10 protein-coding genes are annotated in these 12,924 nt (G+C 50.1%); 4 read left to right on the top strand and 6 right to left on the bottom strand.

What is annotated here, in order from left to right; translation table 11 throughout:
- Window positions 1-26: 26 nt before the first annotated feature.
- From R3B84_13030 to R3B84_13020, 3 genes are all read right to left on the bottom strand, one after another.
- On the bottom strand, window positions 27-1,112 hold the full coding sequence (locus tag R3B84_13030) for a PIN/TRAM domain-containing protein (GenBank protein MEZ6141489.1): 1,086 nt from the start codon (window positions 1,110-1,112) through the stop codon (window positions 27-29).
- A 154-nt stretch (window positions 1,113-1,266) separates the two neighbouring features.
- A complete protein-coding gene (locus R3B84_13025; GenBank protein MEZ6141488.1) occupies window positions 1,267-1,599 on the bottom strand; it encodes a hypothetical protein in 333 nt (110 codons plus the stop codon).
- A gap of 134 nt (window positions 1,600-1,733) precedes the next feature.
- Window positions 1,734-2,279 (bottom strand): sigma-70 family RNA polymerase sigma factor, encoded by a 546-nt coding sequence (locus R3B84_13020; protein MEZ6141487.1) that lies wholly within the window; start codon window positions 2,277-2,279, stop codon window positions 1,734-1,736.
- A gap of 228 nt (window positions 2,280-2,507) precedes the next feature.
- Here R3B84_13020 and R3B84_13015 point away from each other — a divergent pair, with 228 nt between their 5' ends.
- Window positions 2,508-3,884 (top strand): DUF1501 domain-containing protein, encoded by a 1,377-nt coding sequence (locus R3B84_13015; GenBank protein ID MEZ6141486.1) that lies wholly within the window; start codon window positions 2,508-2,510, stop codon window positions 3,882-3,884.
- Window positions 3,885-4,641: 757 nt separating this feature from the next.
- On the opposite strand, the gene R3B84_13010 is transcribed toward R3B84_13015, so the two are convergent.
- Window positions 4,642-4,824, bottom strand: a complete 183-nt coding sequence (locus tag R3B84_13010; protein ID MEZ6141485.1) for a hypothetical protein — start codon at window positions 4,822-4,824, stop codon at window positions 4,642-4,644.
- Between the two features lie 99 nt (window positions 4,825-4,923).
- Between R3B84_13010 and R3B84_13005 the strand changes: the two genes are divergently transcribed.
- Genes R3B84_13005 through R3B84_12995 form a run of 3 tightly spaced genes read left to right on the top strand, consistent with a single transcriptional unit; the run spans window position 4,924 to window position 11,037 of the window.
- Window positions 4,924-9,324 (top strand): ThuA domain-containing protein, encoded by a 4,401-nt coding sequence (locus R3B84_13005; GenBank protein MEZ6141484.1) that lies wholly within the window; start codon window positions 4,924-4,926, stop codon window positions 9,322-9,324.
- Window positions 9,325-9,378: 54 nt separating this feature from the next.
- Entirely contained in the window at window positions 9,379-10,476 is a 1,098-nt protein-coding gene (locus R3B84_13000) for an ankyrin repeat domain-containing protein (protein ID MEZ6141483.1), read from the top strand.
- 48 nt (window positions 10,477-10,524) lie between these two features.
- A complete protein-coding gene (locus R3B84_12995; protein MEZ6141482.1) occupies window positions 10,525-11,037 on the top strand; it encodes a hypothetical protein in 513 nt (170 codons plus the stop codon).
- 166 nt (window positions 11,038-11,203) lie between these two features.
- Here R3B84_12995 and R3B84_12990 read toward each other — a convergent pair whose 3' ends face one another.
- Together R3B84_12990 and R3B84_12985 are read right to left on the bottom strand one after the other, a co-directional pair.
- Window positions 11,204-11,821, bottom strand: a complete 618-nt coding sequence (locus R3B84_12990) for a hypothetical protein (GenBank protein ID MEZ6141481.1) — start codon at window positions 11,819-11,821, stop codon at window positions 11,204-11,206.
- A gap of 50 nt (window positions 11,822-11,871) precedes the next feature.
- Window positions 11,872-12,735: an HAD family acid phosphatase gene (locus tag R3B84_12985; protein MEZ6141480.1), complete on the bottom strand. Its 864-nt coding sequence runs from the start codon at window positions 12,733-12,735 to the stop codon at window positions 11,872-11,874.
- Window positions 12,736-12,924 lie beyond the last annotated feature (189 nt).

The following is a 12,924-nucleotide window of genomic DNA, read 5'->3' as shown; positions in this document are numbered from 1 at the left end:
TACGGAGCTGAACCTGTAAGGCAGGCTCAGCCAGTTTGATTCGGGTCCAGTGCCTTCATTTCCGCCGATCCGGTGTGAATTCCGACTTTGCCGAAAATCATCCGACCAGCAGAAGTCTGAAGGACACTTGTCACTGTTACCGTGACATCATTACCCACTTGGTTGCGTCCCTGCTCAACAACGACCATCGTTCCATCATCGAGATAGCCGACACCCTGCCCTGGCTGCTCCCCCACCTTCACGACTTTAATGTGCAGGATTTCCCCAGGGATGGTGACTGTTTTCAGTGAATTTGCGATGTCGTTAAGATTAATGACCTGCACGCCTTGCAATTGAGCAATTTTGTTCAGGTTATAATCGTTGGTCACTACTCGCCCGCCCACTTCCTTGGCGTAAAGCACCAGTCGCTCATCCACTTTCCCTTTCACGCCTTCCATTACTCGTTCGGCATCATCCACAGTCAAGTCGATGTTGGCGTTGGTCTGCATTTTTTTCAGCATGTCCAACCCACGTCGACCGCGGTTGCGCTTCAACCGATCGGAACTATCCGCAACCGCCTGCAATTCCACCAGAACGAACTTGGGAACAATTAACTTGGCGTCGACAATATTAGTATCGCACAAATCAGCGATGCGACCGTCAATGATGACACTGGTATCCAGAATTAATGGCTTGGTGCCCTTCAACTGTTTGGAAAATTCGACATAAGGGATAATAAACCTAAATTCGTCCTTAGTCTGCACAAGCGTTGAAATCGTTATGTAGCAACAGACCACAGTGGTGAACAACCGCACCAGATTGGACGCAGGCTCACTATTTTCTACCCCCAGCCAACTGACAATGTAACGCTCCATGACCAGTGACAGCAACCAACCCAGTAGCAAGCCAAGCAACAGACCGAAGTAAAGTGCAGACAAGGTGGTGATCTGTTTATTGCGTTCGTACATGTCGGTAAACATGACGATTCCGCCGATCCCCAGCATGGCAACGGCACCCAGCGTAGAAATCAATCGGCGGTAAGTGAGGGCGGTATCGTCGAAGACGCTGAATGCAGCCACAGACATCCCGATTACCATGATGACGAACAGTCCGCGTAACAGCCATAGCAACATGGGAAAAACCTCGAAGGCCAGCATCCACAATGTGGGGAGAGCAATTTTTAATGAATTTATTAATAATGGGTCGAATTGAGAAGTTTTTTCTCAATTGTTACCAAATCAAGTGAAATATCTGCGGGAAATTCCACAACGAATGTGGGCGGAGGTACTACTCCGGCTGAACTGGCTCTGGTGCGGCGAGGTCTTTGATTATTTTCGTGGATGCGGTGCCACCATCGATGCTGAGACGGTTCACCGGTGCACTTCCGGGTGCTGCAAAGTTGGAAATCAGCCAAAGCCCACCGAAAATCAGTGCGACTGAGGCTGCCAACGACCAGCGACTAGGATTGCTGACAGGCGCCGAAGCAACTTCTGGCACCACATTGACAACGGGTGCCTTTGGCCAGTTTTTCGGTACCACTTCCTTGAAATGCCGTTGCAGCAGGCGTTCTGCAAGGATTTCCTTTTGCGGAAGATCGTGATGAGAGGGAGAGGAGGTCATTTTGCTACGCACAATTCAGGTAATATTGTTACAAAACCAGGTATTTCACCATCCAAACAGTCGACATGTAAATTACTTACCAATCAATTACTGTTTAGACACTATTTGATTCATCTGTCAATTATTGCTGTCACTCAATCAATGGAAGTCATTCCACCTTCTTCCAGGATTTCTGCTAGCCGGGCTCTGGCTCGGCTCAATCGCATATGCACTGCTGATGCCTGAATCCCCAGCACTTCAGCAATCTGGGCGGCATCATAGTCCAACGAATATCTAAGCGTCAGAATATCTCGATCCGTGGGGGTCAATTGCCCAAGCAGGCACCGCACCTGGGCAAGTGCTTCATTTTTTTCAAGAACATCCGGTGGCTGCATTTCGCCGGAGCGAATGCCTGTCATCGTCTGTGGGGCGGAGGTTCCATTACGCCGAAAAGCACTTTTCGCATAATCTTCAGCCAGATTTCTGGCAACCCGCACCAACCAGGCACGTGCATTCTGGATTTCTTCGCCCGCTTCCCACTGTTTCCAGAGGCGCATGTAGGCTTCCTGAACAATATCCAGAGCAAGATCGGAATCTGACCAGCGCGAATACGCCACTGCCCAGACTTCCCGATGAAATCTGGAATAGAGTTCATCGAATTCCTGCTGACGCTGTGCGGCTGTGGGAGGCATCGACTTCATCCACTTAACTTACCACCCGAGGCCGCTTTTCGACACGTCCTACACTAAAAAGACGATACACAGTTGTTACATTAACACAAAAGCTGGCTAATTCAGTTCGTTCATCTGATCTTCATCGAACCGTCGCATTTTTCTTGTATTCCACCACATGATGTGGTAAACTGCACATTACTCGATAGCCAGACAACTATCAGACTACCTGCCAGTATCCCTCACGGAATCATCCGCATGTTCCAACTCGATCTGGGGAAACACCCCCACCGCTACTGTGATGGCCAGACGCGGCGGTCATTTTTGACGCTTGGTGTGGCTGGAATGGCATCTTTGGGCTTGCCCAGCTTGCTGCAGGCACGCCAGACGGGCTCGCTGGCCAGCAAACAGACTTCATGCATCCTGATCTGGCTGGATGGTGGGCCAGGTCACATGGACATGTACGACATGAAGCCCGAAGCACCTGTCGAGTATCGTGGGCTATGGAAACCGATCCGCACCAAGGTGCCCGGATTTGATATTACCGAGTTATACCCAAAGCAGGCAAAATTAACCGATAAGTTCTCGGTGGTGCGCTCGTTGCACCACGATACTGGGGACCATTTTGCCGGTGCCCACCGAATGTTGACGACCAAAAACATGGGTGTCAGCGGTGCCAATAACCAACAGAAATTCCCCGGTATTGGTGCGGTGGTACAACGGGAATTAGGCCCACGTCAGCCGGGGGTGCCAGGTTACGTTGCGGTGCCGTATGGCATGAGCGTTGGCCTGCGTCCTGGTTATTTTGGCGGGCACATGCTCGGCCTGCAGAACAGTCCGTTTGAAACAATTGCCGATGCCAATTCCCCACGTTTTTCGGTGCCCAACCTGAATCTGGCGAGCGGCCTGGATATGCAGAAAATCGACGACCGCCGCAGTCTGTTAAAGCACTTCGATCAGGTGCAGCGAAGTATTGAGGAACGGCAGGATATCCAGGCGATGGACCGTTTTCAACGGGAAGCCTACGAGTTCATCGTCAGTTCAACCGCACGCAAGGCGTTTGATATCAACAAGGAAGACCCACGGTTGCGAGATCGTTATGGTCGGCATTCGTGGGGCCAAAGTGCATTGCTGGCCCGTCGACTGGTAGAAGCGGGCAGCACGTTTGTCACCTGCCACCTGGGTGGGTGGGATCATCACTGGGATCTGCAGAAAAGTTACGAACGGCTGTTACCCATTGTCGACAGTATGGTCGCAGGCCTGTTCTCAGATCTTGATGAACGTGGGATGCTGGAATCAACGCTGGTGGTGCTGTGTGGTGAGTTTGGCCGCACACCACGGATGAACGATGGTGGTAATGGTGGCGCACCCATGTCGATGGGAACGCCTGGTCGCGACCATTGGGGCAATGCCATGTTCTGCCTGATGGGTGGAGGTGGTGTGAAAGGTGGCACCATTGTTGGGTCTACCGATCGTTTAGGAGAACGACCGAAAGACCGAGCAGTGACGCCTTGTAATATCCACGCGACGATTTATGAGGTACTGGGGATCGATCCCAAACTGCAGATTATGGACCCCTCGGGCCGCCCCACCAACATTCTGGACGACCCCACCCCAATCCATGAATTGCTGTAATGGAAGATGTGCTATCACGATTGCAATTTTAGCATTCTTGTTGATTACTGCTGCCGGAAACATCAAAGTTCCAAACCTTTGGAAGTTCGTTTCCACAGACTCCACATTCAAACCAACCACATTTGACAACGTTCCTTTGTCCACATGAATTGCATCGACGGAAAACAGCTGTAAATGTGAACGATGCAGGATGCTTAATCCCAGCACGATCAAACGACTCTTTAACTACTTCCCACGTATCTTCGCGTGGGCAATATCCTGTGGAGTGGTTGGAAACTTCAATCACTTCCCCTTCAGATGTAACACACAATTCACCAGCACACCGCACCGCATTGCCACCTGCACATGCAACATGTTCTGATCTTCTGGATGCAATAAGGATGTCTCCCTGATTGGATATCACATAAGTTGCCTAGCCATTTTCAGCTTTTGCTTCTGAAGTGTTTACCCATGCGATAAGATCTTCTTCTGTAGCTATCCTTAACCCTTCAGGGCGGCCCAGCACACGACTGCGAATTTCGTAAGGACCCACATAGTGGAAAAGCTGCGTCATTGAATTTCAGAATTGCTCTGTTTCACAACATTTCCATTATAACCAGAATACCAAACAGAGCAGAGAATATTCAAACTCCTGTCAGTGTTCCACGTGGAACGTTTTGATATTTTCTGAACTTTATCACCTGGCATGAATTTCAAAGGGACTACCGATTTTATTGACCGCCAAGACGCCACGACGCCAAGAAAGCCAAAGGCATCATTATTGCCAATTTTTTGGTTTCATCGCCAAACCACTACGACCATTATTCATTTCTTCTTGGCGACTTGGCGTCGTGGCGGTCATGAATTGTGCCAGAAAAAAGCTCACCTTTCTGATAAGGCTTGTGAGTAGTTTTGCTGCGATTTCATTTGTTGCCTGAATTTTCTCCTTAATAAGTTCCATTTCAACACATGCTTCCAAAAGTTCGCTTCTTCACCTTTCCTTTGACTTTTCAGTACCTGCGCTTTACCATCGATTCCTGTTCAACCAGAGAGATTGCCAATGTGGAAGGTACTTGCAGCACTGTTTTTATCTGTTGGTGGGGCCTGTGCGGAGCCGGTGCGGAAAATTGTGCTGATTGCCGGTCCCAAGGATGCACAGCACCCTGTGGGCACGCACGAATATGAGAAAACGGTGCGAGCACTGAAATTCTGCATGGAAAACAGCCCTATTGCCAGTCAGGTGCGTGTAGAAGCACACATCAATGGCTGGCCATCACCGGAAAGCACGCTGGATGATGCGGATACTATTATTCTGGTTTCCAGTGGGTCGGATCGCGATGAACAGGCCCACCCGTTGTTGGTGGGCAAACACCTGGAAATTATCGAAAAGCAGATGAAACGTGGGTGTGGGCTGGGGCTGATCCATTGGTCGACTTTTCTGCCCAAAGAGCGCGCAGGTCGTCAGGCACTGGATTGGATTGGTGGCTATTTCGATTACGAAAGTGGCCAGAAGCCACGTGGCTGGTATTCGCAAATTACCACCCTGACTGCCGAAGCACACCCCACCAAACATGCAGTGGGCAATGGCGTGAAGCCGTTTTCTGTGAAAGAAGAATGGTACCACCATATCCGTTTTCGTGAAAAAGACCCCCAACTGCAACCACTGCTCGTGGTGCCGATTGCCAAAGAAGAAGAGGTTGTCTGTTGGGGCAAACAACGCACCGATGGTGGGCGGGGTTTTGGCTTCACTGGCGGGCATTTCTTCAGTAACTGGCAGCAGGCCGATTTCCGTAAGTTCATCCTGAACAGCATCTTCTGGTCGGCAGGTGGCACCGTACCTGCTGAGGGAATTACTTCTGTTTTCCCTGGTGAACGAGAAATTGCGATGGTGCCACTGGGTAAGCGATCGGAAGTGCTGTTGATAACTGGCGACGACCACCCTGCCCACAACTGGCGGGAAGTAAGCCAGATGCTGAAACTAACCCTGGAACGTGGGGTAAAGGCCAATTGCACCGTCGCCAATCCGGAGATTTTTGCGGAAGGAAACCTCGACCGCTTTGATCTGATTGTGCTGAACTATTGCAACTGGAAACAACCCGGCCTGTCCGACAAAGCCAAGGCGAACCTGCTGGCGTATCTGCAACAACCGAAAGGACTTGCGATCATTCACTTCGCCAACGGCGCGTACCACTTTTCGCTGCCGAACGGCAAAACCACCGATTGGCCGGAATATCGCAACATTGTCCCACGGGTGTGGGAACATGGCAAAAGTGGCCACGATTCGTTTGGTAAATTCGTGGTGAATATTACGAAAGAGAAACATCCGATTACCGAAGGTCTGAGCGATTTCAGCACCACCGATGAATTGTACTATCGCCAGCAGGGCGACCAGCCGATTACCGTGCTGGCGACGGCACGTTCGAATGTTTCGAAACGCGACGAACCAATCGCCTGGGTAAGCAGTTACGGCAAATCGCGGGTCTTTCAAACCGTGCTGGGTCATGCCACAGAATCGATCCGTGGTGATGGCCCCACGCAACTGATTTCCCGTGGTTGTGCGTGGGCTGCTGGTCAAACGCTGAAACCGTTGAAAGAACCTGCCCCACCGGTGAAAGTGAAGACAGAGTTGCAGTTCGCGGAGGGGAAGTTTGGCAAGGCACTGAACCCCAGATCGCTTCCAGGTCAGGTGGAGGGGGACGATCGTTGGCGAAATCCCCCACTGACAGTGGAAGCGTGGGCAAAATTAGAAAATTCTCAGCAATTCAACGTGGTAGTGTCCAGCGATCCCAAAGAATCCGTAAACCATTGGGAAATCTACAGTTACGTCAATAATGGCCACTTTGCAGCCTACCTTCCTGGTTACGATCCGCCGCACGTGCAGTCGAAAGTGAACATTTGTGATAAGCTGTGGCATCACCTGGCAATGACGCACCGTGGGACGGAAGTGGAACTGTTTGTCGATGGGAAATCAGTGGCCAAAGTGGCCGTTAAGAAACGCACCGACATGAAGGCGATTGAAGGACCGCTATTCTTCGGTGGGGCAAAATCGAGTACCCATCAAGTGGGGTGTGTCGGTCTGGTAGATGATGTGCGTATTTCCAACCGCGTGCGTGAAGTTGTGCTGCCCAAAGCCGCCCTGGTTCGCGATGAATTCACCGTCAGTCTGTGGAATCTGGATGGGCAGGAAGGCTTGTCTGCCGATACCAACTGGACACCACCTGCCCCCACAACCGGAAAGGTGGAAGACTGGCAGAAAATGACTGATAAAGATTGGATTGATGCCCGCTTTGCCAAAACAGATACTGGCAACGCCTTCCAGGCGACGTTTGACTACACCAGCAGTCGTGGCAAGCAACGCATCTTCAAGGGCACCAGCATCCGCGTGGGCGACAAACTAAGTGCCAGCGTGCTGTTCGACCGCAACCAGCTACGCTACGGTGCGATGTGGCTGGGCGATCTCAATCATAGTTCCCGCCGATTTGGCTTGTTGAACACCCCGCAGCCAGCAGGAACGATTCAACTGAGCACCACATCCGGCCCAGGGTGGGCAAATCCCGATGGGCTTTGGCAAACGAACGCCGCACCGACAGGCCCGCTGCCAAAGACGTGGGCACGTTTCAGAGGACTTACCAAAATTCTCGACCGCACCGTGCTACACATGCAGGTGGGTGAAACATCTGTTCTGGAAGTCCCCTGGCAGGACGTAATTGCTCAGCACGTGGTGTTTACCCGCACGCTGGAATTAGGGAAAAGTGAAAAAGATCTCATCACTTTGGTTGCAGAAGAGGCCAAAGCACCACAAAAAATGACGATAGGTGAAAAAACCGTATGGGCCTTTCAAAAAGATGAAAAAAACTTCCTTTTTGTAGCTGTTCATGGTGCAGGGGAGTTACTCGCAGACGACAAAGGGAAATTGTTCTGCAAGTTTGCTGCAAAAGGTGCCACGCAGCACAGCACCATCGCCCACTGGGTGGGTACCAAAGAAAATGCTGCTGCGGTAAGTGCAGAATATGCCAAGGTTCAACCACAGCCTCCTTCCCATTGGGTGAACCTGTCCCGCACGATCGCTGCGGAAAAATCTGTCCGCTGGCGTGAGCGACCGGAAACAGAACTGAAATTAGCCACCAGTACCAGTGGACCGTTGGTGCTGGATACCTTCACACTTCCTTACAAAAATCCGTACAACGCACTGTTCTTCGTTACGGGCATCGACTTTTTGCCAGACGGTCGGCCAATTATCTGCACCGCCCATGGCGATGTGTGGATTGTCAACACATTAAAAGTTCGCCCCAATGTGCTGCAATGGCAGCGGTTTGCCACCGGACTGTATCAGTCGCTGGGTATCCGCGTTCGCAATGGTGATATCTTCGTGCTGGAACGTGGGCAACTGACCAAACTGGTCGACCACAATAATGATGGCGAAGCCGACTGGTACGAGAACTTCAACAGCGACTGGCACACCGGAGGTGGGGAACATTCCTACGATACCTGCCTGGAAACAGACCCTGAAGGAAACTTCTTTTTCTTCAAAACTGGTGACGACCACACCCCCACCGGTGGGTGTCTGTTGAAAGTGAAATACGATGGCAGCGAAGCCAGTATCTACAGCACCGGTTTTCGGCATCCCATTGGGCTGGGAATGTCGCCAGACGGTGTTGTCAGTGGGGCGGATCAGGAAGGAAACTGGATGCCTGCCACGCGACTGGATTTATACCGCGATGGCGGCTTTTATGGCGATATGCGAACGCACCACCGTGCGGTGCCACCCACCACGTACGATCTGCCCTATCTTTGGATCCCCAAGGAAGCTGACAACTCCGCAGGTGGGCAATTCTGGCTTCCCAAAGACCAGTTTGGCAGCCTTGGTGGCAAGATGATCCACCTTTCCTATGGCAGGTGCCGGGCATACGCCGTGCTGCCCGATACGAACCGTTCGATCAGGCACCCGCAAGCGGCCATTGCCGATCTTGGCTTGCAGTTTCTGGCAGGTTCCGCACGTGGCCGGGTTCACCCCAAAGAAAACAGTGCCTATATTGTGGGCCTGAATGGCTGGCAGACCGCAGCGAAGGCCGATGGCAGCCTGCAACGCATTCGCTATCAGCCCGAAGGAATTTATGAGCTGCCAGTACGATATAGCACGTCAGGCAATACAATTGAACTATCGTTTGATCGTGCAATCGATCCCGCATCGATAAAGCCGGAATCGTTTACTTTTGAACGCTGGAACTATCGCTACAGCAGTGCGTATGGCTCCAAAGACTGGTCGGTAGAAAATCCCGAAAAGGAAGCCCGGGACACGGTAGGACTTGCAAAGGTCGAATTGCTAAATGACAATAAGACTGTCAAGATAACACCCACCACCTGGAAGCCGGCAATGCAGGTGAAACTGGCTTACAAGTTGAAATTCGCATCATCGGGTGAGTGCCAGGGAACTGTATACACAACGATACATGCGGAATAATTGTGGTAATTATTTGATTCTCAACAGAATTGGCAAATAAGCAGGACAACTCTTTTGAGTACTTCAGATGGTTTTTTGGCGATGTATGATGCCCATGAGCGCGGCGATCTGGATGCTGTGCAAAATCTATTAAAGTCCCACCCAGAACTTGAAGAAAGGGGACCAGAAGATAATACGCATACTTGGCTGCACTTTGCCGCACAAATGGGTCATATATCGCTCGCGAAATTCTGGCTCGATCAAGGCCACAATGTAAATCGCAATGTTCGCGGCTCATCACCGAAGAAGGATGGACTTTACACACCTCTGCACCTTGCCAAAGATGCCGCAATGACCCGCTTCCTACTATCACAGGGCGCATCTGTAAATGCGTGTGCGAGAATCTTTGGGACACCACTGCACAACGCAATTTCATTGGCAGTTGAGCCATCACGCCAACGCTGTCCTCAAGGAGCGAACATGGACCAGATTCATGCATTGCTCGAGGCAGGGACCGATCTTTTTCTCATGAATGGCGAGGATAAAGGATACACTCCACTTGCATGGGCCATCAAACTCAAGCGAAAAACAGCAGAAAACCTATTACGTGAGGTGGATGCACCAGAGAAAGGTCGCTCTGCGTTCACTCGGAAGAAAGTTCTGAAACTGGATCTTCGCAAAGACTATGACCAAATTTACAAGCTTGTGGTAAAGCGAGTCCAAAAGTACAATCCTAGAATGAATGTAGGGACTGGTGATGAGTCCTCTCTGGTTCACATGATTGAGCTCGGATATCAGTGTGACCAGGCTGGTTGGGTTGCACTTATATTTGACACGCGGCCCGATGCTGCTCCGGACGGTGAATGGACTGCCTCTATCGGAGAAAACCTTTTTGAACGTCGTCATTGGCACGAGGCCTATCAGGCAATCCAGGACGGGCCAGTCCAAATCAGTCTTCCAGATGGAACCCAATGCGAAATCGGGGCAACTGAATATGAATCATTCACGGAGAAAATCGGTGAAATGCTTAAGAACTTGCTTTTAAAAGCCAGAACAGACGGGGTCTTTGAATCTCTTCCCAAAGCAATTCAGTGCCATTTGGGTGTGGAAGCGATTGATGGAAGTTACGGATGGCCAGCATACGAAGATCGAGGCAAAGATGATCTGGTCTAAGAGTAACTGATTCACCGAACTATTCTTCACGGAGAAACATGCGAAACTATGGCAATATTCGTACATCTAGCACCAGAAAATAAATCCGATGCAATACGTCGAAGTGGTATAAAGCCTCGTCGTTTGAAACACCCTTTAGAGGAAGGATACGATCGGATCGTCTTCGCGATGCCGGTCACAGACAACTTTTATGTGTCCCATCAATGGCTACGTGAACTCAAACGAAAGGGACAACGCACAATTGTTGGTGTATATTTTCGTATCCCCGATGATGAGATGGTCCTGGTTGGACATTACCGTCATCATCATGAATTGTTTACAGCTGTAGAAGCCATTGGGCTTGTCTTCAATGCAGACCAAGCGGAAGGATTTGAGGTGATCATACCACGCAAGATAAATGAGGACGAAATCCACAAAATCAGTGCATTACCGCAGATCTTAGGTTGGCGGTATTATCCTGAAGCTAAAGGCAAAAAACCATGTGGTTGCGATTTTTGCACAAAGGGTGATATCAAGTCAAAACGAATTCGTGAAGCATTCGCGAAATCTGTCGGAGACTGATCTAAACTTGGCTATCGCATATATAAGATGAAGATAAGTCGAGCCAGATCCAAAGATGACACGTGAGGATCCAAATTTAACTACCTTGCCTTTAATTCATTTTCCGGTAACTGTCTGTTAAAAAACTTTCCAGTAACTTCATTTCATCACTGTTCCAATCTGAATTTTAATCCCGCGTTAAGTTACGTGTACTCAATTGATCAACGGGAATGTTTAGGTAGTAAGTAAATGCACCTAGCAAATCTCCTTCTTTTGCTGTTGTGTGACATTTTAGACAGTTGGCTTCAGCTCTGATTGCGCCAAACATCCTTTTTGGCGATTCCCTGGTCCAAACCAAATCATGTCCCGTCCTGATCGCAACAAGACTACGTTGCTCAAATTCGTCCAGTGGGCGACGTTTTGCACTTCGAATACTCTTCAGAGACGGTTGCTGGTCTAGTACATAAACCGCTGGGATTTTGGTTTTCAGAATCCCAACCAATTCGATTCGTGTGAACGGTTTTCTCTCGTCTTTGAAAACAATCATTCTTTCTGGCCCAAAACCTGATGCGCTAGTAAATAGATCGACAGAAACTTTGTGGTCTCGATATGGGCCGATATCCCGAGAATCATCTTTTGGAATTGGCTCAACAGAACTACAGTAAGTTGGCAGCATTGGCTCCACAGATTTTGGCCACACCTGTTCAACAGGTATCAAATCAGACTGGTTGCCTTGTTCAGGACTGCAAGAGGCTGAAATTCCAAATATCAAGCCAATGAAAATCAGTAGTTTTGCATTCAACATCAAAACTCGCCCTCGATTCACCAAAGCAATAACTTGATTGTACACAATTATTACTTCCCAATGGGTGGGGCGAGTTGATCCAGATCGTTCTCGCCTTCGCCCAGGGGCTTCAGCCATTCCCCGTATGCCGGGCATGGCAGTACAATCCACTTATTCCCCCACTCGCTTTGGTGCTTATCAGTGGTTTCCTTGCGTTCTTTGATCGCCTGGCTGATTTCCTCAGGTGTCTTTTTCTCGAATTTTCTGCAACGGAAACTGTCGTCAAAGTCACGCAGGTTATCACCAACATACAGGACCACTGTGTACTCTTTCTCCACTTCCTTTCGTCGCTTGGTTTTGTCACTTGTGTCCGTGCTCAGTTTCAGCAGGCTGTCTTCTGCAGCAGAGATGCCATGTTTTGCCAGCAATTTTTTGGTCTGATCACGGAACTTGTCGTTTCGATTACTAATGTAAGCGACTGTGACACCGAGTTTTCCTGCCTCCAGGATAAACTCTTTTGCACCGGGGATCAGGCCGACATGTTCCGCATGGTCCTTTTCCCAGTGATCCCAAAGTCGTTGATCATAGGCAAGATTGCTCCTCAGTTGCATCGCCTGAAAGCCCGCATTATCCACCACGGTTTCGTCCAGGTCGAGAACCACGGCAAGCTTCTTATCAGCATGTTGCCTGACAGCGTCTTTCAATCGCAGGGTGGCAAGGTTGTACGCCTGATAGCAACAGGCACGGTATTCAGCCGAGGTCTGCATGTATAGATTAGCATCCAGGCCACGGTTGGCAGGTTTTTCCGGCTTGAATGCAGCAGGTGCTGCCGGAACTGGTGCCTGTGCCGAAACCCAGTTCCCCACCAGAAAGGCGGCAATCAACCCACCAGCCACCAGGGTTGTGCGAAATATTCGCTGTTGAACACGGTTCATTGACGTATTGTTCCTTCTTTTGAATGAGATTTCCACCGCTCGAGTGCTGATATGATATTTCAGATGAAGGAATTAGTCGTTCAGATGAATACAAAGTTGGATCAACAGCATTCCCGCGCAAGGTGGCATTGGTGAACAGTACCTCAGCGGCAGGATGCCCGCTGCCACGTGAACAGTTCGCATCGTTAA

The organism is Zavarzinella sp. (assembly GCA_041399155.1).
Lineage (GTDB): Bacteria > Planctomycetota > Planctomycetia > Gemmatales > Gemmataceae > JAWKTI01.
The sequence above is the reverse complement of the archived record's forward strand: the minus strand, read 5'-3'. Positions and strand labels throughout refer to the sequence as shown.

What these genes read in the sequence shown, in the direction of transcription:
- R3B84_13030 (MEZ6141489.1), bottom strand. Translation starts at nt 1,112, where the DNA reads ATGTTGCTATGGCTGTTACGCGGACTGTTCGTCATCATGGTAATCGGG.
- R3B84_13025 (MEZ6141488.1), bottom strand. Translation starts at nt 1,599, where the DNA reads ATGACCTCCTCTCCCTCTCATCACGATCTTCCGCAAAAGGAAATCCTT.
- R3B84_13020 (MEZ6141487.1), bottom strand. Translation starts at nt 2,279, where the DNA reads ATGAAGTCGATGCCTCCCACAGCCGCACAGCGTCAGCAGGAATTCGAT.
- R3B84_13015 (MEZ6141486.1), top strand. Translation starts at nt 2,508, where the DNA reads ATGTTCCAACTCGATCTGGGGAAACACCCCCACCGCTACTGTGATGGC.
- R3B84_13010 (MEZ6141485.1), bottom strand. Translation starts at nt 4,824, where the DNA reads ATGGAACTTATTAAGGAGAAAATTCAGGCAACAAATGAAATCGCAGCA.
- R3B84_13005 (MEZ6141484.1), top strand. Translation starts at nt 4,924, where the DNA reads ATGTGGAAGGTACTTGCAGCACTGTTTTTATCTGTTGGTGGGGCCTGT.
- R3B84_12995 (MEZ6141482.1), top strand. Translation starts at nt 10,525, where the DNA reads ATGGCAATATTCGTACATCTAGCACCAGAAAATAAATCCGATGCAATA.
- R3B84_12990 (MEZ6141481.1), bottom strand. Translation starts at nt 11,821, where the DNA reads ATGTTGAATGCAAAACTACTGATTTTCATTGGCTTGATATTTGGAATT.
- R3B84_12985 (MEZ6141480.1), bottom strand. Translation starts at nt 12,735, where the DNA reads ATGAACCGTGTTCAACAGCGAATATTTCGCACAACCCTGGTGGCTGGT.